Source organism: Pseudochrobactrum albidum (assembly GCF_051851455.1).
Taxonomy (GTDB): Bacteria; Pseudomonadota; Alphaproteobacteria; order Rhizobiales; family Rhizobiaceae; genus Pseudochrobactrum.
The window spans coordinates 132,876-147,415 of record NZ_JBPVTR010000022.1; the positions used below are offsets into that span (position 1 = coordinate 132,876).

Annotated in this window: 11 protein-coding genes; 7 read left to right on the forward strand and 4 right to left on the reverse strand. The window is 50.7% G+C overall.

All coding sequences use genetic code 11. From position 1 onward, the window contains the following. Nucleotides 1-40 precede the first annotated feature (40 nt). Entirely contained in the window at nucleotides 41-1,828 is a 1,788-nt protein-coding gene (gene aspS, locus ACSTTO_RS07930) for an aspartate--tRNA ligase (RefSeq protein WP_439272613.1), read from the forward strand. 136 nt (nucleotides 1,829-1,964) lie between these two features. Here the strand turns inward: aspS and ACSTTO_RS07935 are convergent, their stop codons facing one another. Next, nucleotides 1,965-3,194: an aq_1923 C-terminal domain gene (locus ACSTTO_RS07935; protein ID WP_439272614.1), complete on the reverse strand. Its 1,230-nt coding sequence runs from the start codon at nucleotides 3,192-3,194 to the stop codon at nucleotides 1,965-1,967. Nucleotides 3,195-3,451: 257 nt separating this feature from the next. On the opposite strand from ACSTTO_RS07935, the gene parC reads away from it, so the two are divergent. Then, nucleotides 3,452-5,707, forward strand: coding sequence for a DNA topoisomerase IV subunit A (gene parC, locus ACSTTO_RS07940; protein WP_439272615.1), 2,256 nt, complete (start codon nucleotides 3,452-3,454; stop codon nucleotides 5,705-5,707). 186 nt (nucleotides 5,708-5,893) lie between these two features. Here parC and ACSTTO_RS07945 read toward each other — a convergent pair whose 3' ends face one another. The 3 genes from ACSTTO_RS07945 to hemB form a co-directional block, all read right to left on the reverse strand. After that, nucleotides 5,894-6,655, reverse strand: coding sequence for an arginyltransferase (locus ACSTTO_RS07945; RefSeq protein ID WP_439272616.1), 762 nt, complete (start codon nucleotides 6,653-6,655; stop codon nucleotides 5,894-5,896). A 241-nt stretch (nucleotides 6,656-6,896) separates the two neighbouring features. Next, nucleotides 6,897-7,367: an RDD family protein gene (locus tag ACSTTO_RS07950; protein ID WP_439272617.1), complete on the reverse strand. Its 471-nt coding sequence runs from the start codon at nucleotides 7,365-7,367 to the stop codon at nucleotides 6,897-6,899. 174 nt (nucleotides 7,368-7,541) lie between these two features. Further along, nucleotides 7,542-8,546 carry a porphobilinogen synthase gene (hemB, locus tag ACSTTO_RS07955; RefSeq protein ID WP_439272618.1) on the reverse strand — a complete coding sequence of 335 codons (1,005 nt, stop codon included), beginning with the start codon at nucleotides 8,544-8,546 and terminating at the stop codon, nucleotides 7,542-7,544. A 195-nt stretch (nucleotides 8,547-8,741) separates the two neighbouring features. Here hemB and ACSTTO_RS07960 point away from each other — a divergent pair, with 195 nt between their 5' ends. The 5 genes from ACSTTO_RS07960 (at nucleotide 8,742) to glyA (ending at nucleotide 14,443) form a co-directional block, all read left to right on the forward strand. Further along, on the forward strand, nucleotides 8,742-9,827 hold the full coding sequence (locus ACSTTO_RS07960) for an enoyl-CoA hydratase/isomerase family protein (protein WP_439272848.1): 1,086 nt from the start codon (nucleotides 8,742-8,744) through the stop codon (nucleotides 9,825-9,827). 50 nt (nucleotides 9,828-9,877) lie between these two features. Next, nucleotides 9,878-10,309, forward strand: coding sequence for a DUF6163 family protein (locus ACSTTO_RS07965; RefSeq protein WP_439272619.1), 432 nt, complete (start codon nucleotides 9,878-9,880; stop codon nucleotides 10,307-10,309). Between the two features lie 164 nt (nucleotides 10,310-10,473). Next, the gene (locus ACSTTO_RS07970; RefSeq protein ID WP_439272620.1) at nucleotides 10,474-11,073 is read left to right on the forward strand and encodes a hypothetical protein; all 600 of its coding nucleotides are present in this window, start codon (nucleotides 10,474-10,476) and stop codon (nucleotides 11,071-11,073) included. A gap of 273 nt (nucleotides 11,074-11,346) precedes the next feature. After that, complete coding sequence (locus ACSTTO_RS07975) at nucleotides 11,347-12,654, forward strand: L,D-transpeptidase family protein (RefSeq protein ID WP_439272621.1); 1,308 nt, start codon at nucleotides 11,347-11,349, stop codon at nucleotides 12,652-12,654. 481 nt (nucleotides 12,655-13,135) lie between these two features. Beyond that, the gene (glyA, locus tag ACSTTO_RS07980) at nucleotides 13,136-14,443 is read left to right on the forward strand and encodes a serine hydroxymethyltransferase (protein WP_439272622.1); all 1,308 of its coding nucleotides are present in this window, start codon (nucleotides 13,136-13,138) and stop codon (nucleotides 14,441-14,443) included. Nucleotides 14,444-14,540 lie beyond the last annotated feature (97 nt).

Consider the following 14,540-nt stretch of genomic DNA (forward strand, 5'->3'; position numbering starts at 1 on the left):
TGGAATTACGTTAATTTACACTCTTCTGAAGGCAGAAATCATGCATCGTTACCGCAGCCATACCTGCGCAGCCCTCCGCAAGTCGGATGTCGGCCAGACAGTTCGTCTCTCCGGCTGGGTTCATCGTGTCCGCGATCATGGCGGAATTCTCTTTATTGATATTCGTGACCATTACGGCCTGACCCAGATTGTTGCGGATCCGGAAAGTCCGGCATTTAAAATTGCTGAAACCGTGCGCGGTGAATGGGTTATCCGTGTTGATGGTGAGGTGACAGCCCGCAGCGATGATGCCGTAAATCCCGCTTTGCCAACCGGTGAGATCGAAGTGGTTGCTAAGGAAATCGAGGTGCTGGCCGCTGCCAAGGAATTGCCGCTGCCGGTGTTTGGTGAGCCGGACTATCCCGAAGATATCCGCCTTAAATATCGTTTCCTCGACCTGCGCCGTGATACTCTGCACAAGAATATTATGAAGCGCACCAGAATTATCGCTGCCATGCGCCGTCGTATGAGCGAGATCGGTTTCAATGAATTTACAACGCCTATCCTGACGGCTTCTTCGCCGGAGGGTGCGCGTGACTTTCTGGTGCCAAGCCGCTTGCATGAAGGCCAGTTCTATGCATTGCCGCAAGCGCCGCAGCAATATAAGCAGTTGCTGATGGTGGCTGGTTTCGACCGTTATTTCCAGATTGCACCTTGCTTCCGCGATGAAGATCCGCGGGCAGACCGCCTGCCTGGTGAATTCTATCAGCTTGATCTTGAAATGAGCTTTGTCACTCAGGAAGAGGTCTGGGAGACTATGGAACCGGTTATGCGCGGCATTTTTGAAGAATTTGCTGAAGGCAAGCCGGTAACACAGAAATTCCGCCGCATTGCCTATGATGATGCCATTCGCACCTATGGTTCAGATAAGCCAGATCTGCGCAATCCTATTGAAATGCAGGCGGTGACCGGTCATTTTGCGGATTCCGGTTTCAAGGTTTTTGCCAATATGATTGCCAATGACCCCAAGGTGGAAGTGTGGGCTATTCCCGCTAAAACCGGCGGATCACGCGCATTTTGTGACCGGATGAATTCATGGGCACAGGGTGAGGGGCAGCCGGGGCTTGGCTATATTTTCTGGCGTAAAGAGGGGGATAAGCTGGAAGGCGCAGGCCCGATTGCCAAGAATATCGGCGAGGAGCGTACGGAAGCAATCCGCCGGCAACTTGGTCTGGAAGATGGCGATGCCTGTTTCTTCGTTGCCGGTCTGCCATCAAAATTCTATAAATTTGCCGGCGATGCCCGCAATCGCGCCGGTGAGGAGTTGAACCTCATTGATCGTGACCGGTTTGAGCTGGCATGGATTATCGACTTCCCGTTCTATGAGTGGGATGAAGATAACAAAAAGCTCGAATTTGCCCATAACCCGTTCTCTATGCCGCAGGGCGGGCTGGAAGCACTGGAAAATCAGGATCCGCTGAGCATCAAGGCCTATCAATATGATCTGGTTTGTAACGGTTTTGAAATTGCCTCCGGTTCAATCCGTAACCAGCTGCCGGAAGTGATGGTCAAGGCTTTTGAAAAAGTTGGCCTGAGCCGTGAGGATGTGGAAGAGCGTTTTGGTGGTTTGTACCGCGCATTCCAGTATGGTGCGCCGCCCCATGGCGGCATGGCTGCCGGTATTGACCGCGTTGTGATGCTGCTTGTTGGGGCAAAGAATCTGCGGGATATTTCGCTGTTCCCGATGAACCAGCAGGCGGTTGACCTGCTGATGGGCGCTCCGGCTGAAGTAACACCGGCGCAATTGCGCGATCTGCATATTCGCGTAAATCCGCTCAAAAAAGACTGATCTTTTTTAACGCTTAGTAAGTTGCTAAATGCCGCATATTGCAAAATATGCGGCATTTTTATTCAGGCATTTCATATCAGCAATAAAAAACCCGGCCTTAAAAGCCGGGTTTTTAAAATCTGCATATAGTAAATGCTTACTGGTTGGCAGTTACCTTGACCGCCAGAAGGTCAAGCAGTTTTTTAGGATCAGCCGTCGCCGTTGCTGCAATCAGGGCAAAGGAAACAGGCGCTTTGGGCTCGGCTGCAATTTCCAGCGATTTTGGATCATCCAGATAGGCGTTGATTGCGTTTGTTGCCTGCATGGCAAATTCCGCATTTCCGAGATAGCCCACCATCAAAGGTGCAACAGCCTTGATCTGGTTAATCATATCTTCCTTGCTGATGCTTTGTTGCTTGGCATAATAATCCAGCAATTTAGGGGTGAGGGAAGCATCATTATAGCTGAAGGAAATACCGCCGAGAGAAAGCTGCTGGAGCAAGCCCAATATGGCCATTTCGGTTGTATCTTTGTTTTCTTTATCTTCACGCAGCTTTTTATTGGCTTCCATCATGGATTTGATGAATTTTAAATCATAGCCGCCAAGTTTAAGCGTGGTGTCAAACTTGCCAAGATCCGCAATGTCAAATTCAAACTTATCCATCAGGATATCGCCTTTGGCAATATCGAGGCTGCCTTCAGAGTTGATGGTCATTTTCAGTTGTTTATAGCCAAGATCCAGCATCGGATTGGATTCAGAGCTGTCTTCTTCCGTCGCTGATTTTTTGCGCAGTTCATCCATTTTCTCAATATCGAGATCAACGGATTTTACGCCGAATTTATAGGTCAGCGGTGCGCCCTTGCTATATTCCGATGAATTGGCGGCAATATCCTTGATATTCACCAGTTGCTGGCCATCCTCAGCAATGGTCAGGCTGTCAATTTTGATGTCACGATAGAGCATCATCTTGGCAATGATATCTTCTTCATTATCTGCCGCGAGATAGATTTTGCCGATCTCGATGCCCTTGACGTCAATTTTGGTTTTGTCGTCCGTTTTTGAATAATCCTGCAATGTTGCGGTTTCTGCGTTATAGCCGCCTTTGCCATCTTCCGTAACATTGTGCAGCACAATGTCGCCGGCAACCAGCTCGCCGATTTCCGAACTTGGAATGGAAATTTTGGCATCATGCAGGGTGACCGTTGTACCATCTGTATCAACGGTACCAAAGCCTACCACAATATCCTGCTCCGCAAGGCGAGCCTGCAGACGTTTGGCCACGTCATTGCCATCCAGCGCATAGGCGGAACCAGCAAAAATGACAGTAAGGGCTGTGGCAACAGATAACGTGCGTGCAACAGTAAAAAGCGGTTTCATAACCGGCATCAGAGGCTCCTTGGGTGTTTTGCCTGTATTGATAAGCGAAATACTTTTATTGCCCGTATCCTATCGGGCAGTTTTATCTTTTCGTAACAGCCTGTTTCTTTATCGGCAAGTCATGATTGATCAGCGGCGGGTAATGGATGGAAATTTCGTTGTATTTTTGACGAAATAACGAAAATAATGCGGAAAACCCGGCGGATTGATCTGCCGCAAACGCATCTTGACTTGCCGCAGAATCAGCCGCTTGCTAACCATGGCATATGGGAAAAAATCTGATTCCGCCTTCTGGCGGCGATGAACACGTCGAAAAAGTTGATCTTAAATCGGCGCTTGAAGAGCGCTATCTGGCTTATGCCTTGTCCACGATTATGCATCGTGCGCTGCCGGATGTGCGCGATGGTTTGAAGCCTGTGCACCGCCGCATTATGCATGCCATGCGCCTGCTACGGCTTAATCCGGGCAGTGCCTATGCAAAATGTGCGCGTATTGTCGGCGATGTGATGGGTAAGTTCCATCCGCATGGCGATCAGGCGATTTATGATGCATTGGTGCGTCTGGCGCAGGATTTTGCCGTGCGTTATCCGCTTGTTGATGGGCAGGGCAATTTCGGAAATATTGACGGCGATAATGCCGCTGCCATGCGTTATACGGAAGCACGCATGACCGATGTGGCTTCATTGCTGCTGGAAGGCATTACTGAAAATGCCATTGATTTTCGCCCCACCTATAATGAGGAGGATGAGGAGCCGGTGGTTTTGCCGGGGGCTTTTCCCAATCTTCTGGCTAACGGGGCATCGGGCATTGCGGTTGGTATGGCCACCAATATTCCGCCGCATAATGTGGCAGAGCTGTGCGATGCAGCGCTGTTGCTGATCCGCAATCCGCAGGCAAGTGTGGAGGAGCTGGTGCAACTGGTTCCCGGGCCTGATCTGCCCACCGGCGGTGTGCTGGTTGAACCGCAGGAGAATATTCTTGAAGCCTACCGCACCGGACGCGGTGCTTTCCGCGTGCGGGCAAAATGGCAAAAGGAAGAGCAGGGGCGCGGCACATGGGTGGTGGTGATCACTGAAATACCGTATCAGGTGCAGAAATCCCGCCTGATCGAGAAGATTGCAGAATTGCTGCTGGCTAAGAAATTGCCGCTGCTTGATGATATCCGCGATGAATCAGCCGAAGATATCCGCATTGTTCTGGAGCCGAAAAACCGCTCTGTTGATCCTGAATTGCTGATGGAATCGCTTTTCAAGCTTACTGAACTTGAAAGCCGTATCTCACTTAATATGAATGTGCTTTCACACGGCAAGGTGCCCAATGTGTTATCGCTGGGCGAGGTGTTGAAAGAATGGCTGGAGCACCGCAAGGAGGTGTTGCTGCGCCGCTCGCAATTCCGGCTGGATGAAATTGAAAAGCGCCTGGAAATCCTGAGTGGTTATCTTATCGCCTATCTCAATCTTGATGAGGTTATCCGCATCATCCGTGAAGAGGATGAGCCGAAACAGGAATTGATGCGCACATTCAGCCTTAGCGATATGCAGGCAGAATCCATCCTGAATATGCGCCTGCGCTCGCTGCGCAAGCTGGAAGAGTTTGAGATTCGCAAGGAGTTTGACGGGCTTACGGCTGAAAAGGCACAGCTTGAAGAATTGCTTGGCTCCGAGATAAAGCAATGGAAGGCAATCAGCGGCGAAATTAAAAAAGTCCGGGAGGCTTACGGGCCTGAAACAGCTTTGGGCAAGCGCCGCACACAATTTGCTGAGGCGCCCAATCATGATCTGGAAGATATTCAACAGGCCATGATCGAGCGTGAGCCGGTGACGATTGTCGTGTCTGAAAAAGGCTGGCTGCGCGCTATGAAGGGGCATCTGGCAGATTTCTCCGGCCTGTCTTTCAAGGAGGGGGATAAGCTGCATCTGGCATTCCATGCCGAGACCACAGACAAGATCATTGTGGCAACCACGGGCGGAAAATTCTTCACCATCGGCGCCAATACGCTGCCGGGCGGCCGCGGCCATGGCGAGCCGATCCGCATCATGGTTGATATGGATAACGATCAGGATATTCTGACAGCCTTTGTGCATGATGCAACGGCAAAGCTGCTTCTGGCCTCTCATGAGGGCTATGGTTTCATAGTCAATGAGAGTGAGGTGGTTGCCAATACCCGCAAGGGTAAGCAGATCATGAATGTGAAATTGCCGGATGAAATGAAGATTTGCCAGCCAGTAGCCGGCGATACGGTGGCTGTTGTTGGCGAAAACCGTAAAATGCTTGTCTTCCCGCTGGCAGATTTGCCGGAGCTTTCCCGCGGCAAGGGTGTGCGGTTGCAGAAATATAAAGACGGCGGTGTGTCTGATATCCGCACTTTTGCAATCGGGCAGGGGCTGACCTGGCAGGATTCCGCCGATCGCACATTCACCCGCAGCAAGGAAGAATTGCTGGAATGGACGGGCGCGCGCGCTTCTGCCGGCCGCATGGTGCCGAAAGGCTTCCCGCGTAGCGGTAAATTCTCTGCCCAATAATATATTCAGGCGGTGGAAAGCCATCGCCTGAAATCAAAAATATCAGCCTTCCGCGGGTTGCCGGTTTTGCGGCAGATTTGTGAGATAAAGCGCGGTTTAATATGAATCTCTTTAAGAGATTTTTCGTATAAAATATTGAAATTATTATTGTAATATAGTTTTTATATAGTTGTAGCGGAAGCTGGTTTACGCTTTTTCGGTAAGATTTACACGTTGCCAGCCATTGGCTGTCAAATGTTCCTGCGGCTGATAGCGGGTTTTATAGCTCATTTTTTCTGAGCCATTAACCCAATAGCCAAGATAGACATGGGGCAACCCCAGCGCATTGCAGCGCATAATGTGATCGAGAATAATATAGGTGCCGAGCGAGCGGTTGGTAAGCTCCGGCCGGAAGAAGGAATAGACCATCGACACACCATCGCTCATCACATCAGTGAGGGCGGCGGCAATCAGCGGGCCTTCGCCCTTGCCGGTAATCATCGTATTGGCGCCGCGCATCCGGTATTCAATAATCTGCGTGTTGACATGGCTGTCCTCTACCATCATCGCATAATCCAGCACCGACATATCAGACATGCCGCCATTCCGGTGCCGGTGGTTGAGATAATCATGAAACAGCGCATATTGCTCTGAACTTGGCTCTGCCTTGCTGGCAAAGCCGACCAGATCCTGATTGCGTTGCCAGACGCGGCGCATTGAGCGGCTCATTTTAAACTCACCGGCAAGAATGCGCACCGAGACACAGGCTGAGCAATGTTCACAGGCGGGGCGATAGGCAATATTTTGTGAGCGCCGGAAACCGGCCTGTGTGAGAAGATCATTCAGCTCCGGAGCGCGGCTGCCGAGTAAATGGGTAAAAACCTTGCGCTCAACATGATTGTCGAGATAAGGGCACTCACTTGGTGCGGTAAGATAAAATTGCTGTGGCTGCGGCTGATGCTGTGTCATGATTTGCCCTCAAAAACAGCGGGAGTGATAATGTATGCTGCTCCTTGAAAACCTGTTCATTTAAATGTAGCCGGACAGAAAACGGAAAGCCCTGCCATCCATTATGCAACTGAAAATGCTGCGCAATGCTTAATGATAATAGAAAATGCGCTTGTGGCAAATGCTGAATTATAATTGCAGCCGGCGCATAAACCACGCCGGCGCTTATATTAATAATTGTCAGGCCGGTCTGCAGGCCGGATTACAGATTTGTGCGCACAATAACCGCACCAAGCAGCAAATCATGCACGGCACGCTTATATTCCAGAAACAGCGTTGCCAGCAGGATCAGCGGCGTGAGCAGCACATTGGCAGCCCAGAACAATATAGTGTGCACCACAGCATAAATACCATCAACCGGCTTGCCATCCAGCCGCTCAATGCGGATATCCATCATCCGCATACCCAATGTGGCTTTGCGCCGGCCGCCAACGGTGCAATAAACATAAGGCAGCGCCACCAGCGGCAGCAAAATACTATAGAGCATCCAGCCCAGCCCAAATGTGATGATACCCAGTAAAGCGATGATAATCGCAACCGGTATGCACAAAAGCAGCACAATAAAATAATCGATCAAAAAGGCAAAGATACGTCTGGTACGCACACCTTCATAAAGGCGGCGGTCTTCATAGCGTGGCAGAACAATATCATATTTGATTGTCCGGTCGGTCATCAGCCTATGGTTACTCCTTGTCACCTGAAGCTGTGAAATAGGAAGTCCGCTTGCTAAATTCAAGGTTGTATAAGGCGTGCCTTAAATAAAAGGCGCATTTACCGGTGCTGACAGTGTTCACAATGAACACGCATGTTCCGGCAAATGCGCCCTGATTAAGATGAAGAGAGACGTTTAGGCGTTTTTCAGTTTTTCGGCAACATCCAGTGCAAAATAGGTGAGAATACCGTCACAACCGGCTCGCTTGAAGGCCAGCAGGCTTTCCAGAATAATTTTTTCCTCATCAATCCAGCCATTTTGCCCTGCAGCCTTGATCATCGCATATTCACCGGAGACCTGATAGGCAAAGGTAGGCAGTGCAAATTGATTTTTCAGCCGCTGGATAATGTCGAGATAAGGCATACCGGGTTTAACCATCAGCATATCTGCGCCTTCCAGCACATCCTGTTCAGCTTCCCGCACGGCTTCATCCGTATTGGCGGGGTCAAGATAATAGGTTTTTTTGTCCCCCTTCAGCACGCCTGCCGTGCCGATTGCCTCGCGATAAGGGCCATAAAAGGCAGAAGCAAATTTGGTGGCATAAGACATGATCGGCAAATGCTGGAAGCCATTGGCATCCAGCGCATCGCGGATTGCGCCAATGCGGCCGTCCATCATATCCGATGGCGCAATGATATCGGCGCCGGCCTCGGCCTGCGCCAATGCCCCGCGCACCACAACCTCAACGGATTCATCATTGAGAATAATGCCATCGCGCAAAATGCCGTCATGGCCATCTGTTGTAAAAGGATCGAGCGCGGCATCGGTGATAATGCCGATTTCCGGCACTTCCCTTTTGATCGCGCGGGTGACGGAATTGATCAGATTATCCGGATTGGCTATATAGGAGCCGTCCGGTGTTTTGATATGTGCCGGTTCATTTGGAAAAGGCGCAACAGCAGGAATGCCAAGCTTTGCGGCCTTTTCTGCCTGACGCACTGCCATATCCACAGAATAGCGGTCTACGCCGGGCATAGCGGCAACAGGTGAGGCTATATTGCTGCCCTCACATACAAAGAACGGCCAGATCAGATCATTCACGCTCAAACTGTTTTCCTGCACCATGCGGCGCGACCAGTCTGTGCGGCGGGTACGGCGCAGGCGGCGGCTTTGGGTGATTTCGTCAATATTACGCATCATATCTATTCCGTTTTCGGCATATGGCTGCTCTTAAGGCAGCGCAGAATTTGATGAGCGAGCCTTACCACCCAAATGATGATCGGGGGCGAGAAAAACAGTTTTTAGGGTGTGAAACATTGCCGCGCTCAAATTACTCTTTTAGAGTAAGCCGTTGATGGGCATTTTCAATATGGATGAGGAAGACCGGTGAACAGGATGCATCAGGACGCAAAAAACAATAGCGCAGTGCTCAATTTTGGCGGTGATGATGAAATTTCTTTTGCTATTGAGGGGGCTGCAGGGCTGATCCGCCTGACCCGCCCGAAGGCGCTCAATGCCCTGACACATAAAATGGTGCTGGCAATGGAGCGCGCCTTGCTGCATTTTGCTGATCATCCTCAGGTAAAAACTGTGATTGTTGAGGGGGAAGGCCGCGCTTTTTGTGCCGGCGGAGATGTGGTGGCAGCCTATCATGCAGGGCGCAGCGGCGCGCCGGCATATGCGTTTTTTCAGGATGAATACCGGCTCAACCGGTTGATATCAGCCTGTCAAAAACCTTATGTGGCGCTGCTTGATGGCATTACCATGGGCGGCGGCGCCGGCATTTCCGTGCATGGCTCGCATCGCATTGTTACCCAGAACACATTATTTGCTATGCCGGAGAGCGGTATCGGCTTTTTTACCGATGTTGGCGGCAGTGCTTTTTTACCGGCCTTGCCGGAAAAATTCGGCTTTTATCTTGGTTTGACGGGTAATGCTATCCGCTGGGGCGATTGTTTGCGCAGCGGCATTGCCACCCATGCGCTGGAAGCGCCGGCACTGGAAATATTGCGCAAAAGGTTGATTGAAGGTGAGGCGCCTGATGATGTGCTGGCAAGCCTGCCGCTTGCCCGGCCCGATTGGGAAACTTCGGAGGAAAGCCGCAAAATGATTGCCCGCTGCTGCGCTGCCGACAGGGTTGAAGATGTGCTGCAAGCCTTTGATAAGGCCGGTGAGGCAGGTGATGAAAAAGCGGCAGAAATTGCGCAATTGCTGAAGCGCCGCTCCCCCACCAGCCTTAAGGCGATTTTCAAGCTTTTTTGCGATGCAGAGGCATTTATGCGTGCAAAGAGCGGGCTTGGCTACAGCGCGCGCTTGGATAGGCAGTTGCAAATAGAGTACGCTCTGGCGGAGATTCTGTTGCAGGGGCATGATTTTTATGCCGGTGTCGGTGCGGTTTTGATTGATAAAACCGGCAATCCGCAATGGCAGCCTGCCACTTTGGCTGATGTTCATCTGCCGGATTTTATTGGCGAGAAATAATTGCTGCTTATTGATGAGCCGCAGCTGATGCAAAAGGAAAAGAGAGCCGCATGACGGATGATCAGTTGAAACTGCGCACAGGGGAAACCGCCCTGAATGACTGGTTTGTGCTGTTTATTCGAATTGTGGCACTGCTTTGCCTTGCCGGTGGCGTTTATTACTGGTTGCGGCTGATCGGGCTTTACCCCGGGCTGTTATGGCGTTTTGATCTTATGCCCTGGCAATGGCAGGCCGCATGTGTGAGCCTGGCTGTTGCTTTGCCTGTTGTGTCAACAGGTTTGTGGATACGCGCATCATGGGGGGCTGTTTTGTGGGTATTCACTGCAATTGCACAGGCGCTGATCTATACGGTTTTTGCGCGTTTTTTTGAATATTCTCCGGCGCTGGCAGGCTTCAATATTGTACTCTTAATCATTTATACAGTCTTTCGTATTGGCTTGTATTTGCAAGGTAAAAGGCAATTGGCTGCACCGGCGCGTTAAAAATTACCGTTCAGTCTTTTTACGTTCCGGCGATTAATAGCGTGATAAATCTTTGTTAACCCTATGATTTAAGCGGAACTTCACGGCTCTTTTCTAAACTCGCCGCTGCACAGCCTTTATTTCAGCAATTGGATTGTGCGTTTAACAAGGCGGAGACCAGCCGGATGCAATTGCACAAGCCGTTTCAGACAAAACAATGCACAGCAGGGCATAAATATGCCCGTACAGGATGTGATGCCGCACAAAATGCGGATCATAATTCCGGCCTGCAAATATTATGTCTTGAAGTTGAGAGGCAGTTAAACCGGCATTATCGGCGCTTGCTGGGGTTTTTCAGCAGTGCTTTTACTGACAGGCGCGATTATCCGTTAAGTGCCGCTCAGGCCTTGTTGCTGTTTTGTGTTAACAATGGCCTGCGTGATATGGCGCAGCTTTGCCGCACTGCCGAGCCGGTAACCGGACAAGCTGAGATTATTCTCGCAGGTCTTTGCGTGCAGGGCTATATTTCCTGCGCTGCCGATGGCAGCGCGGCTGCGCCGGCAGATCTTATGATGACGGGGAACAGGGGGGCAGATAATGCCGGCCATCATGTGCAGCTTACTGCCAAGGGGCAGGCTGTGGCTGATAGGCTGCATGATTTGTATCATCATGTTTTTATGGAATATACGGGCAGAAATGCTCCGGATGCGGCGCGGCTTGCGGCAATGCATGTTTCGCTGGCACGTTTGCAAGATTACCATGACCGGCAGCATCATCTGGCATGAGTGCCGGAGCGGCGCAGCGAATAGCGGGTATGGTAACTGTTGTAAATTGGCAACAATTGCTGGTCAGGCGCGTTGCTGTCAGTCATTTTTAATCATTGGATAACTATAATCGGCGCGCTGTGATGGCGGCAGACATGTTTAAGCCACAAAACTGTTTATAGCGGTTATTTCAGCAAATATTGCCTGTATCAGGATATTGCTCAGTCCGGCCCGGGCTGGACAATTCTGCCTGCTGGCTGCGCAGCACTGTTGCGATGGATTGAGGATGGGAGAATGAAGCGAAGTGTGAAAGACAGCAAACAGCATAAAACGCCGGATCGCCGGTCGTTTTTGCGTGGAGTCGCCGGCCTCGGGCTTAGTGCTTTGTCGGTTCCGGCAATTTCTTCAGGTGCTTTTGCGCAAGCAGTCGGCCTTAATGAAGTGCTATCCTCCGGCCGCCGTGGCAACTGGAGCGATACTTTTGATGCGCGCGGCAGCGGCGGGGTAAAGGCGGTTGCCACCAATCAGCCGATTATGAGCCCGCCGACACTCAATTATATCACCAGCGCAATTAACCAATATAATATGATTGTTGCCAATGGCGGCTGGCCGGTTGTGCCGGGCAATGAGCCGTTGCGCATTGGTATGAAAAGTCAGGTTGTGCCGGTTTTGCGCCAGCGGCTGATGATCTCCGGCGATCTGCCACAGGGGATTGGCTCTTCTCCCGCTTTTGATACCTATGTTGATGTTGCAGTAAAACGCTTTCAGGCACGCCATGGCTTGCCCGCTGATGGTGTGATGGGCGCAATGACCTATAAGGCGCTCAATGTCAGCGCCGATGTGCGTCTTGGCCAGTTGCAAACCAATCTGCAGCGCCTCTCTTCTCTCGCCAATGTCGATCAGACACGCTTTGTTATGGTGAATATTCCGGCTGCCCAGATTGAGGCGGTTGAGAATGGCCGCGTGGTGCAGCGCCATACGGCTGTTGTTGGCAAAATTGATCGTCAGACCCCGATTTTGACATCTAAAATCCATGAAGTAATTTTGAATCCCTATTGGACTGCGCCAAAATCAATTATCCGCAAGGATATTATTCCTTTAATGCGCAAGGATCCGCAATATCTTACCAAGAATAAGATCCGCCTTTATAACGGGCAGGGGCAGGAAGTGCCACCGGAAAGCGTGGACTGGAATACAGAAGATGCTGTGAAGCTGATGTTCCGTCAGGATCCGGGCAAGATCAATGCCATGGCATCAACCAAGATCAATTTCCACAACAGCCATGCGGTTTATATGCATGATACGCCGCAAAAGGGCACTTTCAATAATTTGATGCGTTTTGATTCATCCGGTTGTATCCGGGTGCAGAATATTCGTGATCTTGATGTGTGGCTGTTGAAAAACACGCCGGGCTGGGATCGTGATACGATTGAGCAGACCATTAAAAGCGGGCAGAACCATCCGGTTCAGCTGGTTGATCCGGTGCCGCTATATTTTGTTTATATCTCCGCATGGTCAACCAGCGATGGTATTCCGCAATTCCGTGATGATATTTACAAGATGGATGGTGCAGCTGAACTGGCCATCGGTACAGCAATTTAAAGCCTCTTATCAGTCAGTTTTTTAAAAAAAAAGCCGCCTTCGGGCGGCTTTTTATATACAGGCCGGCAGATGGGAATATATTGGCCATGAGATTGCTGCAAATGCTGCAAAGAGCCGGATAAAATATAATTTGGCTGTTTTACGTCATCTTATATCGCCTGCTGGCAATGGAGATGCCTTGCCAAATGTGATACTGCCCCAAACAGGCAGTCACAAAACAAGATATTTACAGGCTGAATTATACGTGATTTCTGTGTCGCATTTTGCTATGCGGGCAGGGGGTGCATCCTGTTTCGCCGCAGTGGTTGTGCCGGCGGGCAGGCAGGATGCATATAACAGGCCGGACAGAGATAAACAGCAGGCTTAGGCTTTTGTTTTGCTGTTTATGTCTTTGTGGTGAGAAATTCCATCTGCGCTGCAAATGGGGCGGTGCAAAATGGTGCTGACAGACTTTTGACCGGAAACCGGAAGGGAATAGGATATGTCGCAGGCAAACAGTGCTTCTCTTGAAGCATTCTTTAATAAAAGTCTTGAAGAAGCGGATGCTGAAATTTTTGGCGCAATCCGCAAGGAGCTTGGCCGTCAGCGTCACGAAATTGAGCTGATTGCATCGGAAAACATTGTTTCCCGTGCGGTATTGGAAGCTCAAGGGTCGATCCTCACCAATAAATATGCGGAGGGTTATCCGGGTAAACGCTATTATGGCGGTTGCCAGTATGTTGATATTGTCGAAGAACTGGCAATTGAGCGTGCAAAGAAACTGTTTGGCGCTGAATTTGCCAATGTGCAGCCAAATTCCGGCAGCCAGATGAACCAGGCCGTTTTCCTTGCTCTGCTGCAGCCGGGTGATACATTTATGGGGCTTGATCTCAATTCCGGTGGTCACCTGACCCATGGTTCGCCGGTTAATATGTCGGGCAAATGGTTTAATGTGGTTTCTTACGGTGTGCGTAAGGATGATCATTTGCTGGATATGGATGAGGTTGCCCGTCTGGCGCGTGAGCATAAGCCAAAACTGATTCTTGCAGGCGGCACGGCCTATTCCCGTATCTGGGATTGGAAACGCTTCCGTGAGATTGCTGATGAAATCGGCGCTTATTTGATGGTGGATATGGCGCATATTGCCGGTCTGGTTGCTGCCGGTGTGCATCCTTCACCGGTGCCGCATGCCCATGTTTGCACCACAACCACCCATAAATCGCTGCGCGGCCCGCGCGGCGGTATGATTCTCACCAATGATGGTGATCTGGCCAAAAAGTTTAATTCGGCTGTATTCCCGGGCTTGCAGGGCGGGCCGTTGATGCATGTCATTGCCGGCAAGGCCGTGGCGCTTGCAGAGGCATTGAAGCCTGAATTCAAGCTCTATGCGCAAAATATTGTGGCCAATGCCAAGGCGCTTTCGGCTAACTTGCAGAAAAACGGCCTGGATATTGTTTCCGGCGGTACCGACAACCACCTGATGCTGGTTGACCTGCGTCCGAAAAACGCAACCGGCAAACGCGCTGAGGCAGCTCTTGGCCGCGCCAATATCACCACCAATAAAAACGGTATTCCGTTTGATCCTGAAAAGCCGTTTATCACTTCCGGTATCCGCCTTGGCACACCGGCCGGTACAACCCGCGGTTTCGGCGTCAAGGAATTTGAGCAGATTGGCGATATGATCACCGAAGTGCTTGATGGCCTGAAGGCAGCCAATTCCGATGAAGGTAATGCTGCGGTTGAAGCAGCGGTACAGAAAAAAGTGATTGAGCTGACCGAAGCATTCCCGATGTATTCCTATCTCGGATAAGCTTTGGGCTGCTTAAAAAAATAAGAATGCCGCGCTGCAGATGATGTTGCGCGGCATTTTTGCTAAAAGCCGGTTTATAAACTTTTTGGGCGGGGAT